Source organism: Xylanibacillus composti (assembly GCF_018403685.1).
GTDB lineage: Bacteria > Bacillota > Bacilli > Paenibacillales > K13 > Xylanibacillus > Xylanibacillus composti.
Genome location: NZ_BOVK01000006.1, coordinates 83,106 through 100,096, shown reverse-complemented (window position 1 = coordinate 100,096; position 16,991 = coordinate 83,106). Strand labels below are relative to the sequence as shown.

General features: G+C 53.2%; 19 protein-coding genes. 7 read left to right on the top strand and 12 right to left on the bottom strand.

Translation table 11 applies throughout. From position 1 onward, the window contains the following. Nucleotides 1-89: 89 nt before the first annotated feature. The gene (locus XYCOK13_RS02320; protein ID WP_213410268.1) at nucleotides 90-785 is read right to left on the bottom strand and encodes a BsuPI-related putative proteinase inhibitor; all 696 of its coding nucleotides are present in this window, start codon (nucleotides 783-785) and stop codon (nucleotides 90-92) included. A gap of 195 nt (nucleotides 786-980) precedes the next feature. On the opposite strand from XYCOK13_RS02320, the gene XYCOK13_RS02315 reads away from it, so the two are divergent. After that, on the top strand, nucleotides 981-2,294 hold the full coding sequence (locus XYCOK13_RS02315) for an ATP-binding protein (RefSeq protein WP_213410267.1): 1,314 nt from the start codon (nucleotides 981-983) through the stop codon (nucleotides 2,292-2,294). A gap of 47 nt (nucleotides 2,295-2,341) precedes the next feature. On the opposite strand, the gene XYCOK13_RS02310 is transcribed toward XYCOK13_RS02315, so the two are convergent. The 8 genes from XYCOK13_RS02310 to XYCOK13_RS02275 form a co-directional block, all read right to left on the bottom strand. Then, complete coding sequence (locus tag XYCOK13_RS02310; RefSeq protein WP_213410266.1) at nucleotides 2,342-2,542, bottom strand: copper ion binding protein; 201 nt, start codon at nucleotides 2,540-2,542, stop codon at nucleotides 2,342-2,344. Between the two features lie 21 nt (nucleotides 2,543-2,563). Then, entirely contained in the window at nucleotides 2,564-2,872 is a 309-nt protein-coding gene (locus XYCOK13_RS02305) for a metal-sensitive transcriptional regulator (RefSeq protein ID WP_280520865.1), read from the bottom strand. A 74-nt stretch (nucleotides 2,873-2,946) separates the two neighbouring features. After that, complete coding sequence (locus tag XYCOK13_RS02300) at nucleotides 2,947-4,266, bottom strand: MFS transporter (protein ID WP_213410265.1); 1,320 nt, start codon at nucleotides 4,264-4,266, stop codon at nucleotides 2,947-2,949. 118 nt (nucleotides 4,267-4,384) lie between these two features. Continuing rightward, on the bottom strand, nucleotides 4,385-4,714 hold the full coding sequence (locus XYCOK13_RS02295) for a thioredoxin family protein (protein ID WP_213410264.1): 330 nt from the start codon (nucleotides 4,712-4,714) through the stop codon (nucleotides 4,385-4,387). A gap of 44 nt (nucleotides 4,715-4,758) precedes the next feature. Further along, the gene (locus XYCOK13_RS02290) at nucleotides 4,759-5,826 is read right to left on the bottom strand and encodes an oxidoreductase (protein ID WP_213410263.1); all 1,068 of its coding nucleotides are present in this window, start codon (nucleotides 5,824-5,826) and stop codon (nucleotides 4,759-4,761) included. Then, nucleotides 5,823-6,014, bottom strand: a complete 192-nt coding sequence (locus XYCOK13_RS02285) for a hypothetical protein (protein WP_213410262.1) — start codon at nucleotides 6,012-6,014, stop codon at nucleotides 5,823-5,825. Before XYCOK13_RS02285 ends, XYCOK13_RS02290 begins: the two co-directional genes overlap by 4 nt. Nucleotides 6,015-6,030: 16 nt before the next feature. After that, nucleotides 6,031-8,943, bottom strand: coding sequence for a DEAD/DEAH box helicase (locus XYCOK13_RS02280; RefSeq protein ID WP_213410261.1), 2,913 nt, complete (start codon nucleotides 8,941-8,943; stop codon nucleotides 6,031-6,033). Beyond that, nucleotides 8,940-10,556: an SWIM zinc finger family protein gene (locus XYCOK13_RS02275; protein WP_213410260.1), complete on the bottom strand. Its 1,617-nt coding sequence runs from the start codon at nucleotides 10,554-10,556 to the stop codon at nucleotides 8,940-8,942. Before XYCOK13_RS02275 ends, XYCOK13_RS02280 begins: the two co-directional genes overlap by 4 nt. A 100-nt stretch (nucleotides 10,557-10,656) precedes the next feature. Between XYCOK13_RS02275 and XYCOK13_RS02270 the strand changes: the two genes are divergently transcribed. Continuing rightward, entirely contained in the window at nucleotides 10,657-11,361 is a 705-nt protein-coding gene (locus XYCOK13_RS02270) for a histidine phosphatase family protein (RefSeq protein WP_213410259.1), read from the top strand. A 3-nt stretch (nucleotides 11,362-11,364) separates the two neighbouring features. Here the strand turns inward: XYCOK13_RS02270 and XYCOK13_RS02265 are convergent, their stop codons facing one another. Beyond that, nucleotides 11,365-11,820: a GNAT family N-acetyltransferase gene (locus XYCOK13_RS02265; RefSeq protein WP_213410258.1), complete on the bottom strand. Its 456-nt coding sequence runs from the start codon at nucleotides 11,818-11,820 to the stop codon at nucleotides 11,365-11,367. 169 nt (nucleotides 11,821-11,989) lie between these two features. Between XYCOK13_RS02265 and XYCOK13_RS02260 the strand changes: the two genes are divergently transcribed. From XYCOK13_RS02260 to XYCOK13_RS02240, 5 genes are all read left to right on the top strand, one after another. Next, on the top strand, nucleotides 11,990-12,304 hold the full coding sequence (locus tag XYCOK13_RS02260) for a hypothetical protein (protein ID WP_213410257.1): 315 nt from the start codon (nucleotides 11,990-11,992) through the stop codon (nucleotides 12,302-12,304). Between the two features lie 94 nt (nucleotides 12,305-12,398). Then, complete coding sequence (locus tag XYCOK13_RS02255; protein ID WP_213410256.1) at nucleotides 12,399-12,887, top strand: hypothetical protein; 489 nt, start codon at nucleotides 12,399-12,401, stop codon at nucleotides 12,885-12,887. A gap of 135 nt (nucleotides 12,888-13,022) precedes the next feature. Then, a complete protein-coding gene (locus tag XYCOK13_RS02250) occupies nucleotides 13,023-13,892 on the top strand; it encodes a class I SAM-dependent methyltransferase (protein WP_213410255.1) in 870 nt (289 codons plus the stop codon). After that, nucleotides 13,892-14,590, top strand: a complete 699-nt coding sequence (locus XYCOK13_RS02245) for an RluA family pseudouridine synthase (RefSeq protein WP_213410254.1) — start codon at nucleotides 13,892-13,894, stop codon at nucleotides 14,588-14,590. Before XYCOK13_RS02250 ends, XYCOK13_RS02245 begins: the two co-directional genes overlap by 1 nt. Further along, a complete protein-coding gene (locus tag XYCOK13_RS02240; RefSeq protein WP_213410253.1) occupies nucleotides 14,587-15,864 on the top strand; it encodes a CapA family protein in 1,278 nt (425 codons plus the stop codon). The genes XYCOK13_RS02245 and XYCOK13_RS02240 overlap by 4 nt, the downstream gene beginning before the upstream one ends. Here XYCOK13_RS02240 and XYCOK13_RS02235 read toward each other — a convergent pair. Beyond that, on the bottom strand, nucleotides 15,822-16,187 hold the full coding sequence (locus tag XYCOK13_RS02235; RefSeq protein ID WP_213410413.1) for a MarR family winged helix-turn-helix transcriptional regulator: 366 nt from the start codon (nucleotides 16,185-16,187) through the stop codon (nucleotides 15,822-15,824). The two genes, XYCOK13_RS02240 and XYCOK13_RS02235, sit on opposite strands and share 43 nt — an antisense overlap. Nucleotides 16,188-16,276: 89 nt before the next feature. Beyond that, on the bottom strand, nucleotides 16,277-16,945 hold the full coding sequence (locus tag XYCOK13_RS02230; protein ID WP_213410252.1) for a tetratricopeptide repeat protein: 669 nt from the start codon (nucleotides 16,943-16,945) through the stop codon (nucleotides 16,277-16,279). Between the last annotated feature and the right edge of the window lie 46 nt (nucleotides 16,946-16,991).

The following is a 16,991-nucleotide window of genomic DNA, read 5'->3' as shown; positions in this document are numbered from 1 at the left end:
GCATGTATGTGTTCCACCGGCGCAGGGAAACAAGGAAAGATCGAGGAGATCACTTCCCCTGTGATATCGGTCTGAAGCATCGCATACGTTTAATCAAGAGCGATTACCGCTTCTGCTGTCCATTCATCCGGATCGATCGTCCCGCCTTCCATTCCGATCAATACTTCTACCTTTACGGTATATTGGCCTGCTGGGACACGATTTCCGTCGTTGTCCACCAAGGGCCAAGCTTCATGATAGGTAAGCTGCTCGCCTGGCCGAAGCCCTCTTTCAATTAATGCCTGAGTAAATGCTTTTCCGTACGACCATCTGTAAACCTCTTCATCATGCTCGTTACGGACGCTAATGTCAAACTGCTGTCCCGAACCGTGCGAAATTCTCAGAGCTTCCCCCGAAATGTTCTTGAGGGAAAAAACCATCTCGACTTTGCCGTTCTGAAGCTCTGCGTTCAGATCTGTTTCGAACAAGCCTTGCAAAGGTTCTTTTCCCTCCTTCTGTTGCGGTAACGGCCATTTCAAATCGGTCGCCGGCAGTTCAACGGCTTCCACCGACTTGCCGGAATCAGACGCGGGAACAGGTGCATGCGAAAGAGGCTGTTCAGACTCGTCTTCCCGAACCTTTGCCGAAGGTTCATCGAGCAAGTGAGATGGCCCCTTTGCTTCCAAGCCCGCAGATGCGCGAAGTGGTTCATTCGAATGGGGCTGATCGGTGAATGTCTGGCTCACATAGAAGATTGCAGCAATAGTCACCCCCAGTAAAATGCTGCTTGTCATGATTACTCTCATTCCCAGATCCTCCTTCTACACATATCCCTGTTTACGCCATAGACGTGAGGAAGCGAAACAAAGTTGCATGGCTTGCGCCTTGGCCTGCATGCAGCAGCAAGAAAAAAATCTACAGAAATCTCGTTTCTTTGACATAATTTTCAACATTCTTTGCGCAATCCTTGGTATAATGGGCTTATGAGGTGATTTACGGAAGTGGAACATACGAACAACATAACGCACTTAACGGAGCAAATGCCGTTAACGAACGGCGGCCACATCCTCTACTGCTATGACAGCTTGAACAGTTACATAGACAATGCACTTGCCTTTATTATAAAAAGCGTAGAGCAAGCCCACCATGTGCTCGTCATTGACATGCCGGACCATTGCGACATGCTTCGTAATCGGTTAACCTCGATCCTGCCTTCTTCCCAGCAGGCTGTCATTCAATTCATGGACAGTCTGACATTCGATCAGCTGTTGAACCGCATGAGCAGCGATCAATTGCTGGAGCACATTTACAACATCACGCAGCCGATCTCGATGAAGCGAAGCGCCTTCCGAACATGGGCGCATGCCGAAGTATGGGACCCCCTTGCCATGGAGCAGCGGATCATCCACTTTGAACGGATCACCGACGCTATGCCGTCCGGGATGCAATCTATCACTGTATGCGCGTACCCTGCCTGGAAACTTTCAGGTACCGTGCAGCTTCAGTTGATGAAGCATCACGAATATTTGATGACAGACAGGGAATTTGTGCAGTCTCCTCTTTTTGCGAACAAAGCCACCATCTTCCCATCTTTGTCACAGCAATCCGAGTTGGAATCCGAAATGAACCTCTTCAAGCAAAAGCTCGATTTTGTTCATGTCATTTCCCATGAAGTTCGCAACCCATTGACGATTATGAAAGCCTTTGCAACTATGGTGTTGGCTAAGGAAAAGCAGTTGAGCGATTATGGGAAAGAGAAGATTAAGGCAATCTCCGAATATGTGGATGTGATCGACAATGAAATCAATCACATTATTTATACGGAGCAAATGCTGTCTGGAGAAGAATTGTGGGGACTTGAGCAAATCGAAGATGCCCTTCCACTGATCCAGGAAACGGTTGAGTTCATGTGCATCAAGGCGAGATCCGAAGGGATCACCTTGCAAACCGAGGTTCTGACCGAGTCTCCAGTTCCGATACGTACAAGTGTAATCGGTTTGAAGCTAATCCTGTCCAATTTGCTCAGCAACGCGATTAAATACAGTCACGAGCAAGCGAAGGTGTACTTGCGCATCTATACTGGTGCCCGTCAACTTCTCATTGAGGTAAAGGACGAGGGGGTAGGGATGGATGCCGGGCAAGTGTCCCGTCTCTTCCGAAAGTACGGAAAAATGAACTTCGAGCGAAGCGGTCAGGGAATTGGCTTATATATGGTGAAGAAGCTTGTCGATCACCTGAAAGGCTCCATCGAGGTGCAAAGCCAGCCGGAGCAAGGCACGCTCATCCTAGTTAAGCTGCCTCTTGCGCCTGGCTGACATGGAAAAGGAAGGGATGGCGGTTACAACCGCCCCCCTCCCGTCGATCAAACTACATCGTAACCTTGTCCTTCAATCGCTTCCTTAATCGCTTGAGGCTGCAGCTTCGAGTCGTCATACTCAATGTCTACCTTCTTGGCTTCCAAATCAACCTTGCCTTGTGCTCCAATCTCGCGCAATGCCTTCTCTACCGCGCTTACACAGTGTCCGCAGGACATTCCTTCTACTTTCAAGCTTAAATTTGCCATCTTTCTCTCTCCTCTTCTTCATTATTTCATTAATTTCTTGACTGTAACGAGCAGCTCGTCAATGACTTCTTCCTCGCCTGATTGAATGCGCTCAATCACACAGCTCCTCATGTGCCCTTCCAGCAGCAGTTTGCCGACACTATTCAAGGCAGACTGTACCGCAGCAATTTGGTTCAGCACATCATCGCAGTATACATCTCGTTCAATCATCGATTTCACACCGCGGATTTGGCCTTCGATCCGGTTCAGACGAGACTGCAAATTCGCCTTCATCTCTTCGGAATGATGGCTCTTGCGTTCTGTCATCGCAGTATGACACTGATCTACCATCTACATACCTCCATGGGGTATCGGATACGTCGATTGTAATATACCCATCGGGGGTATGTCAAGCGATTCGTTCATCATTTTGATTTCGTCTTTTTCTTCCACCGTGGCAGCTTGAACATCCGCTCATGTCCGTTCCTCGCGGGAATTGACAGCCTCTCTGCCGTCACCGGTTCGGCAGCAGGCATCAATGCCAGCTGAAGCGGCTTCCAGAACCGAAGCGCATAGAGCAAGCCGCTGACCACTACTGCCAAAACAGCATAGGTCAACCATGGCAACGCCGTCATTGTACCGAAGGCAAGCATCTGCCCGCCCGCGAATTTGCCACCGCTTTCACCCACACCGGCAATAAAATTCGAGACGCCGAAAAATACACCGACCATCGGCGCGGCAGCAATCCTCGAAACTGTAGCGTCAATCGTGGGGAGAACGAGCATCTCGCCGACAATGAAGACCGCACCGCTGAGTGCCAAACCATAGAAGGAGGTTGACCCATACAAGGATGCAAGTCCGCCGCCGAGAAACAGGACGCCGGCAGCCAACACCGTTGCCGGATGCCGACCTTGAATAAACAGCCGCGTCATGGTCGTCTGCAGCGAAATGACGATCAGGCTGTTCATGGTCCAAATTAAGCTGACAATTCCCGGATCGGACAGGATGCTCTCCGCCCGAAGCGGCAAGCTTAGGGAAAGCTGCGTATACAAGGCCCACACCAACACGGTCACTAGTGAAAACCCAATGAACGCTTTATTTGTAAATACAGCCTTGTACGCTTTCAGTTCTGGTGACTGGCAAGGCGCATCTCCGCAGCCTTTCGGGAGCAGCAGCCCATTCACGGCTCCCAGGAGCGCATAGCAACCGGCAGCCGTGTAAAATAGGTACGCGGATGCGCCGCCCAAAACGAAAAACGTGAGGAGTCCGGCTGTGGCTATACCAATGTTGGCCGCAATGCCGCGCAATGAGAAGGCAGTGGTTTTGAGCGTTGCGTCCGAAGCAATGGCGGCAATGGCCGCTTTGGTCGCCGGTGCGTTCAGCCCTATGCCAAGGCCATTCAACAGCGCCATGCCCATCAGCAGCCATGCCGGTTCAGCCAGCGCATAGCCAACTAGCGCCGCCGCATTAATCCAAGCTCCACCGGCAATAATCATCCTGCGCCCGACGCGGTCAGAAAGCCAGCCTCCGAGCAAACTGCCCGCCTGAAAGGCGAACGGTGTTAGCCCGAGAGTCAGCCCGATCTGCGTTACACTCATGTGCTTGGCCAGCTTCAAATAAATGGGGAGCAGCGGAACGACCATATAAGTGGCAAGGTGGGCGGCTAATACTCCGAACAGCAGCACCTTCATCGTTCCACTCATTTCACGCAGCGCAAGGATCATGCCTTTCACACCTTTTGTCATAGATTCACTGTTTGCTTAGTATCGCAATGAATGGCATGTTTTATGAAACACGAACCTATGAAAAAAAAAAAGCTGTCCATAACTGGACAGCCAAAAGTATAAGCAGATAATCATCCGTTTATGTCGTTTGCAACGGCAGCTCATTCAAATAATCGCGCACCTGATCCGGCGTCTTGGCAAATTTGCTGTGCAGATGCCCGACTTTCTCGCCTTTTTGGAATACGAGCAAACTTGGAATGCCGCGTACTTCATTCGATTCTGCGATTTCCTGAAACTGCTCTGCATCCATCTCCACCCACTCCAAATCGCTGCGCTCCGCTATAATGTCTGTAATAAACCGGTCGAAATTTTTGCAATCCGGACACCAGGTTGTGTAATACTTGATTGCAGTCGGCGTGTCGCGATGGATAAGTTCCTGATACTGCTCTATGGATTCTATTTTCTTCATGGTTGCTCCTCCTCCATCATTGAGCTTCTTTACTCTATTGTCAATCAATCCGCTTCCAATTGCAAGTCGAACGGGACAACCCTTCGCTTCTCCTGGCTTTCGTTCGCGAGTTCAATACAGCGAATGACAGCTAACGCTTCCTCGGCCTTTACTGCGGGGACACGCCCTTCCACGATGGATTCATAGATGTCCGCATAATAACGCTCGTATGCGCCGGGAAGCGTTTCGATCTTGCCAATGACGTGCAAGCCGGCTATCTCCGCGTTCAACGTTCCCCACTGCGCTTCTGGCTCCATGCCCCAATCACTCTTGCTCCCTGGCACTTCACCGCGCTTTAGAGCCGCCTCCTGCGGGTCCATTCCGTATTTGACGAACGATCCCTTCGTTCCGTGAATAACAAAATGCGGACCAAGCTCCCTTACCAGCATGCCTGCCTTCAACGTAACCGTCAGATCATCGTACCCCAGCTTGATCTCGAACGCATCATCCGCCTGCGCTCCGTCCCGCTGCTTTTTGCATGCTGCGTAAACCGTTTGCGGATGGCCAAACAGCTGGAACGCTTGGTCAATCAAATGCGATCCCAAATCATAAAGCAATCCGGATCCGGGCAACTCTGCTTCCCGCCAAGCCCCCGGCTTCAATTGCGGACGATAGCGGTCAAAGTGCGCTTCATATTCCACAACCCGTCCTAACGCGCCTTCAGTGATCAACTGACGAACGGTCATAAAATCACCGTCCCAGCGGCGGTTGTGAAAGACGCTCAACAGCAGCCCGTTCTGCTTCGCTAGACGGATGAGCCTTTGGGCTTCTGCAACACTTACGGTAAACGGCTTATCTACGACTACATGCTTGCCGTGCGCCAGCGCGAGCTCCGCAAGAGCCGAATGCGAGTCATTGGGTGTAGCAATGACAACCAGTTCGATGTTCGAATCCTTGACCAATTCCTCCGCACTTCTCACAACCTTTACGTGCTTGTAGCGCTCCTGCGATTGATTGCTCCTTCTTTCCACAACGCTATGCAGCTGGAGACCCGCAACACTGCTTATCACTGACGCATGGAAGACTTGACCGGCCATGCCGTACCCGACCAGCCCCACGTTTACCGTTCTCATCGTTCTCCCCCTCTCTCTGCTTGATAATTTGTTTGCTGCTCCCCCTGCTTGGCGTCATGCTGAGCGTCCGGCTTTGCCGCATCCCTGTCCATATTTCGCTCGGGTGTCTCCACAGCTTGTGTCGCCGCCTGCCGAATTGCCTCATAAAATTTGTCCCAGAGCGGCGACTTGGATATTTGCTCTCCCATGCGTTGCACTCCTTCCTTAGCTGAGCAGCGGCTGCCGCAGCTCGAACAGACTCTTCAATTCGTTATCCGACAGCTCGCTTACCCAGCTTTCTCCGCTTCCGACAATGCGTCGGCTCCATTCCTGCTTGCGATCGATCATCTCATCAATCCGTTCCTCCAGCGTTCCAAGAGCAATCATCTTATGCACCTGCACCTCGCGCGTCTGCCCGATTCGGTAGGCACGGTCCGTTGCTTGATTCTCCACGGCTGGATTCCACCACCGATCGTAATGGAACACGTGATTTGCGCCTGTCAGATTGAGTCCAGTCCCGCCCGCTTTCAGCGAAAGCACGAACAGGCCGGGTTTGTTCCCATGCCCTCCATCCTGAAATCGTTCAATCATCCGGTCGCGTTCCTGCTTGGGCACGCCGCCGTACAAAAAGAGAACTTCTTCCTTGAATCGCTGTTGCAGCACAGCTTTTAGAATCTCGCCCATTTCTACGAATTGCGTAAAGATCAGACAGCGCTCCCCTTTCGCCCGCACTTCCTGCACCATCTCCAGCAGACGAACAAGCTTTTGCGAGCGATCTGCCCGGACATGCTGCGGAGACTCCTTCAAGAGCAGCGCCGGATGGCCGCAAACCTGCTTAAGCCTTGTTAATGCAGCCAGAACTGTGCCTCTTCTTTCCATCGGCGGCAGCTTCTCGATCGAATCGAATAATTTGTTCAGGACAGATTCGTACAAAGCCGCCTGCTCAGCCGTTAACGTGACGTATGTTTTGAATTCCTGCTTATCCGGCAAATCCAGCTGAATCGCAGGCTCCTTCTTCACCCTGCGCAGCAGGAATGGCTGCACCCAACGCTGCACCTGCCCGATTAAGACGGGATCGTTCGTCTTTTCCAGCGGCTGAACGACTTTCTTGGTAAATTGCCGGTTGCTGCCCAAATAATGCGGATTCAGAAAATCCATAATGGACCAAAGCTCTGTCAGTCTGTTTTCGATTGGCGTGCCGGTCAAGGCAACGCGATGCTTGGCGCGAAAGGTTCGGATCGCTTGCGCCTGCTTCGTGTACGAATTTTTGACATTCTGTGCCTCATCCAGGCACAAGCAGCACCATTCGGCAGAGCTGAATTCCTCCCGATCCATATGCGCGAGCGCGTAGCTCGTAAGGAACAGATCGGTATCCCTTAGCAGTTCGGCAAAGTCATCTCCCCGCTGCCGTTCAGGCCCGTGATGAAGACGGACGCGAAGGCTTGGCGCGAATCTCTCCAATTCCTTCTGCCAGTTGCCAAGTACAGATGTAGGACAAATCAGCAGAGAAGGACCCGTCAGTCTTCCCGTCTCTTTCAAGTGCAGGAAGTAGGCGATCCACTGAATGGTTTTGCCCAGTCCCATATCATCTGCCAGACAGCCACCCAAGCCATATTCGAATAAATAAGCAAGCCAGGAGGCGCCTTGCCGCTGATAGGACCGCAGCTCGCCTTGAAAAGCTGCGGGCATCGGTATTAGCGGAAAGCCCTGTTTTTGCATGAGCATCTCGGAGGCTGCTTGCAGGGCATCGTCTAGGTCAATGTCGAGAAGCTCGGCATCGGCCTCTACTGCTTCCCAACTTTTTTCTCCCTCTGCTTCCTGCAAGTCATTAGCTCGTCGCATGAAAGCAGCCTGCAGCAACTCATGCGAGCTTAATCCCTGGCGCTGCAAACGCTTCATGCGCTTGCGCAGCTTCGCCATAATAACAGGGTCCAAAAATATCCATTGGCCATGAAGCTTGACCAGCTGTCTTTTCGTTTGCAGAAGCGCTGCCATTTCTTCTTCCGAATATTCCTTGCCTCCGAGCGCCAGTCGTACCTGAAAGGCGGATACATGCTTCAGACCAAATAAGGATTCAGCGGCGGAAGCTGTCATGCCCGGTTGGAGCTTCGCCTTCAAGCGGGGAGTGGAGCGTACAGCCTGCCCCCACCAGCCCGGCAGCCAGATGGAAAGACCAGCCTGTGCCAAGCTAAGGCTGAATTCGGTCAAGAAGCGCACGGCTTCCTCTTCGGTAAGTCCGGATTTCAATTGCATGCGGGATTCCGGTTCAGCCAACTCCGGTACCAGCTTTAACGCTTTTTCTGTCCAGCTTCCCAAGGCGGCAGGAATTTGCCCGAGCCATGTTTCCGGGGGTGTGCCATCGAGCAAAATGCCATCTGTTCCTACAATAGCCGTCCACTCCCCATTTTCGCGATCCTTCAGGCGAAACTGGAGCTTCCAATAGTCTTTGCCACGCTCATCTTCCGGCTCGGCCAGTTGCAGCGATACGGCGAAAGGACGCGGCTCCGTAGTTAGACCGATTTCCTCAAGCCACTGTTCTTCGCCATCCGAATCAAGCTGGGAGACAGAAGAGACAGTCCGAAGCGCCGGATACGCATCCAATATCCTCGCCCAGGTCTCCTCTACTTCGGGAACCTGGTCGATACAGGCAGCCACTGCGCCATGCAACCATTCCTCCACATAAGGAATACCCGCTTCTTTCACTTGCGTCAGCATCGTTTGAAAAGCACGTTGTTGATCGGCCGGCAAAACCGGGGCCCAATGCCAGGTTCCTTCGCTCCAAACAGACAGCTCAGGCTTGAACCAGCCCTCCGCCAATATCCGCTGCAGCCAATTTGCAGCAAGTCTTAACGTTTCGCCTTGCTTGCCAAAGTCTACAGATGCATACTGCAGCGTAGCTGGCTGCTGCCAATAGTCGACAGCGGACCAAGAATCCAATAAAATAGCCTCGAAAGAGGAGGTCGATTTGATCTCCAATATCGTTCCGAAGAAAGAGCGGCGATGTCGGCCGAACAGGATTCGCCTTAACTCTTCGGCAGCTAATGGAAAGCCTGCATCGTCGGAAGCCCACAGCCAGAAGCCTTCCGTACGCTTCCAAGCAATCTGCACCGCAATTGTCTTCAGGTCATATTCCATCATGGAAGCAGCTTTCCTTTCTCGAGTTCATCTATGAACGCTTTTAAGCGCATATATCGTTTTCTCAGCAGCGCCGCGAAACGGACCCATTCCTGCTCGTTGCCTGCCGCCGTATAAATCGAACGAATCCGTTTCAGCCACTTGACCGCTTCTTGATAGCCTTGCCGGTTCTTTCGTGAAATCTCTTCCTCGGCCAAGTGATGATACAACGGGAGCAGCTCCCAGCCATGCTCCTGCTCCAGGCGGTACAGCGTCCCAGGCTTTACCCATTTGGAGGCAGCCCCCATTCGAAGCGTCAAGTCCGTCCAGCGGTCAATTCGCTTTTGCTCGAGCAACTCCTTGGCCAAGTGGGCATACGACCATGGAAGCAGCAAGAACATCGTCTGCTCCCATTCCTCCCTCAATGGCAAATGCTGGAGCAATTCCTGCCAAACGCGCACGAACATATCGAGCTCTTCTTTGCGGGCGCCCTTATAGCGCGGTGCCAGCTTGCGAAGCCAGCGAGCGGTTCGCTCCCACTCCTTGTGCGCCTTGAACGTATCCAGATAATGCTGGAAAAAGCTTGGTCGCACGACCGGCGCTTGTGGCGAATCGCCTAATTGGGCCAGCCTCGCGAAAGCCGCTTCATCATTCCCTGCCAGAATATCGAAATGAAAAAGCCCGATGAGCGCAGCGCTGTCGCCTTGTTCTGCCGATTCACGGAGGCGGCTGCGCTCCTCGTTTCTCCAATCGGCGTCAATGAGCAAATAACTCCATAAATAGCGATACAAATCGTTCCAAAATGTGCGTTTTACCTTCCGTTGTGCCCCGATATCCAGCTTGTTGCGGAATAGGCTCAAATAGGATTTGTATTGTGCCTGCGCTTGCTCCGCATCCAACTGATGCAGGTAGTCGGCTACCCGACCTGCACACTCGTGAAACAACTGGTTGGAATGCGTTCCGCCCGCTTTCCCGTCCGCTGTTGACTTGCTCCAATAATGCTCCAGCGCCAGCAACATTTCCAGTTCCATATATAAGCAGAACAACAGCCGCTGGGTTGCCGGCCATGGAGAGGCCATTGCCCGAATCCGGCCTTTATAGTCCTCAGCCATTGCCTGCACGGCCTGCTCTGTAGCCAGACGATATTTCTTAAACCATTGCTTGGTAAAAAACTGCCAGTCCCGAGCGCTGTTGGCTGTGTTCAAGACGAGGGAGCGATTGATCTCTTCCTGCCACTTTTGCTCCAGCTCCCGTTTGCGCTTCCGTTCCTTGGCCAGACGTTTTTTCTTCGCTTGCTGCTCGTCTCGGTCCCGACGTTGGCGTGCTTTCGCATAGACTTCCTGCAGCAGCATTTCCGGCCGACGGCCGCTGCTCGCTGTCAAGGCGAACAAGACAGCTGCCGCGTGCTCGCAAGGGTGCTTGGCGCCGCACGTGCAGTGACCGGGAACGAAGGCACCTCTCCGGATGCGCACCAAAACAAGGGCGCCGTCTGGCGAACGGATTTCCGCAGAAGCGTTGCCTTCCTCCATCTGGACGTTTGCCAGCTTCACTTCGCCTCGAATAAATTGATCAAAACCCGACTGGATCGCGGACAGCGAATAATCTTGTTCCAGCGAACGCATCCACTCCATTGCCATTGCGGCCCCCTCCTTTCCCTTGCGCTGCTTTACCTTTCATTGTACCATCAGTGGAGTGCAGATTAAAATGAGTGCACGGAAAAAAGAAAGGAACTTGCCAATGCGATTGTATATTATCAGGCATGCGGAGCCGGATAATCCGCGCCAGACCATTACCGAGCAAGGACACCGGGAAGCTGAAGCGCTTTCCCGTCGCATGGAGCGGCTGGAGCCGGACAAGCTGTATGTTTCTCCTCTTGCCCGTGCCATTCATACGTTGCGTTACACGGCGGACAAACTCGGCAAACAGGCCGAAACCTTGGAATGGATACAAGAAATTCCGCACGAAAAGCTGCTTGTCCAACCTTGGGGAGCGCTATCCCCTTGGGATATCCCCGGCGAAAAACTTAGAGGACCGGGAAATCCCCCCACTCTCGAAACATGGGGACAATTCCCGGAGCTTGCATCCTTCGACGCAGCGGGGATTTATCGTCACATTCAGTCCGAATCCGACCAATGGCTTGCCAAGCTCGGCTATGTACGCGACGGCGGCCGTTATCGAATCGCCCGCGCCAACCGCGATCGTATCGCCGTCTTTTGTCACAATGGGTTCGCTTTGACCTGGCTCGCTCATTTGCTGGATATCCCGCTCCACCTGATGTGGTCCGGCTTTTGGCTGCCTCCCAGTTCTGTGACAACCGTGCTGTTCGACGAGCGATCCGACAGCTGGGCTGTACCGCGCTGCATCGGGATGGCTGACGTGTCCCACCTGTATGAAGCCGGCATTCCTGTCAGCACACACGGTTTGAAGGCCAATACGGAATAAGAATCATGCCGGGTCGTCCGCAACCAGCGGCTTGACGAATAAATCGCAGTGCAGCTTGCGATCCGTATGAGCATACCGATATCCTCGTCTTTGATAAAAACGCTTGGCCCCTTCGTTTTCAACATTGACATACAGCATCGCCTGTCTGGCTCCTTTGCGTCTGCCCCAATCTTCTGCTTTCTGCATGAGCTGCTCCCCGATTCCGCTTCGGCGATACAGCTTCCGGACGGCAAGCAGGTCAATCCACAACGATTCGCCCCGGACGAGAAAATGAACAAACCCTTTGAACCTGCCGCCGCTGCGCTTCACAAGCGTAACCCCGTTCTGCAGACGCTCGCGCACCGAGTTGCGGCTCAGCTTCATGTCAGGAAAATGCCTGCGTGTGTACGGAAGCAGACTGAGCCGCGTCAGTCGATAAATCATCGGGTCATCGAGCCCGGGCTTTCGAGAACGGATCATCAGCAAGCCACACTCCTTTCACTCGAATTACTTTCATACTATGGGAATCCGGCATTCCGAGCGCACGGCAGGGACACATTCTGGCAACTTGTGTGTTCTTGTCCATTCGGGCCGGACGCTAGAACCATAAGATAAAGGTGTATCCAAATGCAGAAAGGAGTGGTTGTTGGTGGCGAAATCCAAGCGCATCACAGCATCGCAAGCCAGACAACTCGTCGGCAAGAAAGTTTATGCTCTGAAGAAGGACGGGACCATCGTTTCCGGCAGACTTGCTTCAGTCAAGGGAAGCAAGCTCTACTTGCAAACGCCGAAAGGCAAAGCGAGCACTAAAGCCATTCTGCCTCTGGCCCTGTTCGACTTGCTGGCCATCGGCACAGCCCCATACGCGTATGGCGGCTTCGGCGGGTATCCCGGCTTCGGGCTCGGCGGCTTCGGCTATGGCCCGTATGGGTTCGGCGCCGGATATCCGGGCATATTCATCTGAGTTCCAACAGTGGCATTCGACCGCAATGCCCGGGGCTATGAACCCCGGCATTGCCCCTTACATACAATAGGGAATCAGCCTCAGGAGGTGCTTCATGTACAGGAATGACGACGATGGCCGCTCAAGAACCAATGAAGGTCCGTGGCCGCGCGGTGGACTGAACGTGGAGGAAATGGTGCAGCACGCGATGAACACGGCAATGAAAGCGGTAAAGCAGGCAGGCCTTGCTGCATTCCCGAATGAATGGTTCCCTGCATCAGCCCGACAGTCTGCCCGATCTGAGGATGCGGCCTCTGCGCTCGCCCCTCTGCACGCGGAAATACAGGAATCGGAATCGTTCATCCTGATCAAACTGCGGTTTCCCGCAAACGCCCACCCTCGACAATATCGTTTTTTTGTAGCGACAAGGTCGCTCACGTGCACAGGAAAGCAGCAGGAGCAACCGCAGACCATTCGCTTGCCCGCATATGCAGACAAGCGGACGGCAAAGGCCGTATACAAAAAACATGTCTTGTTCATACGGGTGCGCAAAATGAAGGTCGATGACACGGCTCATGAGATTTATGTCCGCTATTCAGACTAGCCGCAGGCGAGGCAGGCAGCCTCTATCGCCTGTTTCGTCCGCCGACGTCCCTTACGTGCCGAAAAGTGGATATCCGACAATTAGTTGTTGTAGAATAGGGAAAAGTCGACATGAAGAGAGAGGAAGCTTGAATCTATGTTTATCGCAAAGGACTGGGAGCAATACGAGTTGATTGACTTGGGCGGCGGCGAAAAGCTGGAACGCTGGGGGGATGTGGTGCTGCGCCGTCCCGATCCGCAAATCATCTGGCCGATTCAACCGCGCAACCGCAAGCGCTGGGATGCAGCTGACGCCCATTATCATCGCAGCAATGCCGGAGGCGGCCACTGGGAATTTCGCAAGCAGCTCCCTGAACGCTGGAAGATTCAATACGGACCGCTGCACTTTTACATAAAGCCTACGAATTTCAAGCATACCGGCCTATTTCCGGAACAGGCCGCCAATTGGTCTTGGATCATGGAGAGTATTCAACGGGCCGGCAGACCCATTAAGCTGTTGAATCTTTTCGCTTATACGGGCGGCGCCACTGTTGCAGCTGCAAGTGCTGGCGCGGAGGTCGTCCATGTGGATGCAGCCAAAGGCATGGTGCAGTGGGCGAAGGAAAATGTGCAGCTTTCGGGGCTGCAGCATCGCACCGTACGCTTTATTACCGACGATGTATTCAAGTTTGTCATGCGCGAGCAGCGGAGAGGCAATCGGTACGATGCGATCGTTATGGATCCGCCCTCTTACGGAAGAGGTCCGGGCGGGGAAACATGGAAGCTGGAAAAGGATTTGTATCCATTCCTCCAAACATGCCTCTCCATCCTTTCAGACAAGCCGTTGTTCGTCTTAGTGAATGCCTATACGACCGGGCTGTCTCCTGTAGTGCTCAGCAATCTAATGAAGCTGACGCTTGGGCAGCGGTACGGAGGCCGCATTACAACTGGCGAGCTTGGGCTTCCGGTAACGCTGAGCGATCTGGTCCTGCCAGCTGGCATACTGGGTCGGTGGGAGGGACAATGATGCGGGATCGACGCGATTCCCCATATGAGATCCCCATCTTGTTCGAGGACAATCATGTGCTAGTCGTGGAAAAACCGGTCAATCTCCTGTCACAAGCAGACCAGACCGGCGATCCCGACATGCTCACCTTGCTGAAGCAAGACTTGAAGCGCCGATACAATAAGCCCGGCAACGTCTACCTGGGGCTTGTCCATCGGCTGGACCGCCCTGTCGGCGGCGTTATGGTGTTCGCCAAAACTTCAAAGGCTGCCTCGCGGCTGTCGGACGCTATCCGCACGCACAGCTTTCAAAAAGTGTACATGGCGATACTGCGCGGACAACCGGGCAGGCAGGAAGACAGGCTGGTTCACCGGCTGCGCAAAGATGCGGCCGCCAATCGGGTATCCGTCGTAAGTCGGAATGATCCGCAAGGGAAGGAAGCTGTGCTCGACTATAGAGTAATCGCATCGGCTGATGGTCTGTCTCTAGTAGAGATCCAGCTGCATACGGGCAGGCCGCACCAAATTCGTGTCCAATTTGCTGAGATCGGCTGTCCCCTGTATGGCGACCAACGATATGGAAGCCTTGTCAATGAACCCGGACAGCAGATGGCACTGTGGGCGACACACCTGACCTTCCCGCATCCAATCTTGAAAGAGCCGATGTCTTTCACGTCTAGCCCGCCCAATCAAATACCTTGGAAAGGACTGCTGCCATGAACTGGCACGAGCTGCCTGATCTACGACGGTACGCCGGCTTGGGGGCCGTCCTTATCCTCATCCTGCTCTTGCTGTTGAGCGGATGTCTGTCTCCGGGGCAATCCGGACCAATCGGAGTAAAGCAGCCTGAGGACGATCGAGCCGAACTGGAAATGCCAGAACCGAGCGAACCGGACGGAGCCCTGATCCCGGCATCCTCTACGCGGGAAGCAACTCTGGTAGCCGTTGGCGACATTATGATGCATAGTCCGCAGATCACCGCGGCCTACAATGTGACGACCGCGACTTATTCCTTCGATTCTTACTTCGAACATTTGGATGGTTACTTGGATGGGGATTGGGTCATTGGCAATCTGGAAACGCCCATGGCTGGACAGGAATCGGGGTATAGCGGCTATCCGCAATTCAATGCTCCCGAACAGCTTGCCAAGGCGCTGAAGAACGCAGGATTCCATATCGTATCAACGGCAAACAACCATTCGCTTGATCGACGCGAAGCAGGTGTTCGCCAGACGATCGCCTTTCTGGAGGAAACGGGGCTGCATCATACCGGGACGGCAAGAAGCGAATCCGAATCGGCCCGCACGCTCATGGTAACGAAAAACGACATTCATGCCGCTTTCCTTTCCTATACGTATGGCACGAACGGCATTCCAATTCCCGCAGGCAAAGACTATCTTGTCAATCTCATTGATGAAGAGCGAATCAAGCAAGACATCCGGCAAGCACGCGAGAACGGAGCCGATCTCGTTTCGATATCCTTGCATTTCGGGCACGAATACCACAGACAGCCTAGCGATGAGCAAAAGCAATTATCCCAATCTTTCATCCAAGCGGGCGCGGATATTATTCTGGGGAGTCATCCGCATGTGGTTCAACCCTATGAATGGATCGAAGCGGAAGACGCCGATGGCCACAAGCGCAAAGGAATCGTCATTTATTCGCTGGGTAACTTTATTTCCAACCAAGGACCGGACCAGGGAACAGCGAAATATACGGACGTGGGCGTCATCTTCTCCGTGCCGGTAACGAAGCAGTTCCCGGAAGGCCGCATTACACTCGGCGAACCTGAGACTATTTCTACCTGGGTGCATAAATATTACGATAATGGAAAAAGAAAATACCGCATTCTCCCAATGGAGGCGGTATTGGAAAGCAAGGACGATGCGCTTTTGCAGTCATTTCAATACGCGATGCTCGAAGAATATGCCACCGAAATGAGCGCTCATCTTCAATCGTTGTCAGAGGCGGCTGCCACCTTGCCGAACAGATAAATGAACAATTGCTGGTTGTGCCGCGAAAGGCGGTCCAGCGTCTGCTCGAAAAACTGTCTTCTTACCTGACGCCCCCTGTCGCCCTCGCTCTTCCCTTTGTCGGTAGGCATGATCCAAACGATTCTGCGGTCCTGATCGTCGCGCTTGCGCATGATCAGGCCGTTTTTTTCCATCCGGTCCAACAGCGTAGTCACAGCAGCCGGAGTCGTAGACAGATGCGGCAGCAAGTCAGACGGCTTCACAAATTCCAGGGGACGATCCAGCAAATAATCCAACACGGTAAACTGCCCTTCGGTCAAAGTCGGCGCCAAATGCTGTTCCATATGCAGCCGATAGTCCTGCGCGTATTTGTACCACAGCTTCGCCAATTCCTCTTGCGCTTGCACTGTTCATCCTCCTCCCCCAGTTCTGTCTATATCGCCTGAAACCACGACATCAGCGCCCAGCGCCGCTCCTGCTTGCGCTTGTACTTCGGCAACCCTCTGTATATGTCGATCGCTTCTCTGAAAGCCGCCTTTGCATCATGCAGACGATTCACAGTACGATAGAGCTGGCCAAGCCGATAATAGGCCTTGCAAGACGAAGAGTGCAGTTCCTTGAACTGCTCCATATACCGAAGCGCCTTCTCCTGATCGCTGTCCGCCCATTTTTCCCCCGCTAGCAAAAGCGGTTCCCCGTAACGGACCCTCGGATTCAGCTCCAGCGCCTTTTGCAAATACGCATCCGCTTCCGCTAAGCCTCCGGTTCCGAACAGACATATCGCAATCTCGGCTTTGATCTCGGAAGAATCGGGCATCACTGCCTCCGCCTCCTGCAGATAACTCAGCGCCTGACTGTACTGCTTTCGATCCATCAGCCGGCGAGCCAAATCCACTTTGATCGACGTATTGTGTGGACTTAAGCGCAGTTCCTGCCGCAGCTTGCGGATTTGCTGCAAATCCCGAAAGGGCCGAGTAATGCTTGGAAAAAAACCGATAAATCGGCGATCCAGCACATACAAAATCAAGAGCAGGATCAAAATCGCCACGAACGGATTGCCAAACAGGTACCAGAGGAGCGAAAAGCCTATGATTTTACCCAAGGACGGCACCTCCACAACATCAATATAGAAACAACAGTTATGTATC

What these genes read in the sequence shown, in the direction of transcription:
- XYCOK13_RS02295 (WP_213410264.1), bottom strand. Translation starts at nt 4,714, where the DNA reads ATGAAGAAAATAGAATCCATAGAGCAGTATCAGGAACTTATCCATCGC.
- XYCOK13_RS02285 (WP_213410262.1), bottom strand. Translation starts at nt 6,014, where the DNA reads ATGGGAGAGCAAATATCCAAGTCGCCGCTCTGGGACAAATTTTATGAG.
- XYCOK13_RS02275 (WP_213410260.1), bottom strand. Translation starts at nt 10,556, where the DNA reads ATGGCAATGGAGTGGATGCGTTCGCTGGAACAAGATTATTCGCTGTCC.
- XYCOK13_RS02270 (WP_213410259.1), top strand. Translation starts at nt 10,657, where the DNA reads ATGCGATTGTATATTATCAGGCATGCGGAGCCGGATAATCCGCGCCAG.
- XYCOK13_RS02245 (WP_213410254.1), top strand. Translation starts at nt 13,892, where the DNA reads ATGCGGGATCGACGCGATTCCCCATATGAGATCCCCATCTTGTTCGAG.
- XYCOK13_RS02305 (WP_280520865.1), bottom strand. Translation starts at nt 2,872, where the DNA reads ATGGTAGATCAGTGTCATACTGCGATGACAGAACGCAAGAGCCATCAT.
- XYCOK13_RS02255 (WP_213410256.1), top strand. Translation starts at nt 12,399, where the DNA reads ATGTACAGGAATGACGACGATGGCCGCTCAAGAACCAATGAAGGTCCG.
- XYCOK13_RS02235 (WP_213410413.1), bottom strand. Translation starts at nt 16,187, where the DNA reads ATGGAACAGCATTTGGCGCCGACTTTGACCGAAGGGCAGTTTACCGTG.
- XYCOK13_RS02265 (WP_213410258.1), bottom strand. Translation starts at nt 11,820, where the DNA reads ATGATCCGTTCTCGAAAGCCCGGGCTCGATGACCCGATGATTTATCGA.
- XYCOK13_RS02280 (WP_213410261.1), bottom strand. Translation starts at nt 8,943, where the DNA reads ATGATGGAATATGACCTGAAGACAATTGCGGTGCAGATTGCTTGGAAG.
- XYCOK13_RS02310 (WP_213410266.1), bottom strand. Translation starts at nt 2,542, where the DNA reads ATGGCAAATTTAAGCTTGAAAGTAGAAGGAATGTCCTGCGGACACTGT.
- XYCOK13_RS02320 (WP_213410268.1), bottom strand. Translation starts at nt 785, where the DNA reads ATGAGAGTAATCATGACAAGCAGCATTTTACTGGGGGTGACTATTGCT.
- XYCOK13_RS02300 (WP_213410265.1), bottom strand. Translation starts at nt 4,266, where the DNA reads ATGACAAAAGGTGTGAAAGGCATGATCCTTGCGCTGCGTGAAATGAGT.
- XYCOK13_RS02290 (WP_213410263.1), bottom strand. Translation starts at nt 5,826, where the DNA reads ATGAGAACGGTAAACGTGGGGCTGGTCGGGTACGGCATGGCCGGTCAA.
- XYCOK13_RS02250 (WP_213410255.1), top strand. Translation starts at nt 13,023, where the DNA reads ATGTTTATCGCAAAGGACTGGGAGCAATACGAGTTGATTGACTTGGGC.
- XYCOK13_RS02240 (WP_213410253.1), top strand. Translation starts at nt 14,587, where the DNA reads ATGAACTGGCACGAGCTGCCTGATCTACGACGGTACGCCGGCTTGGGG.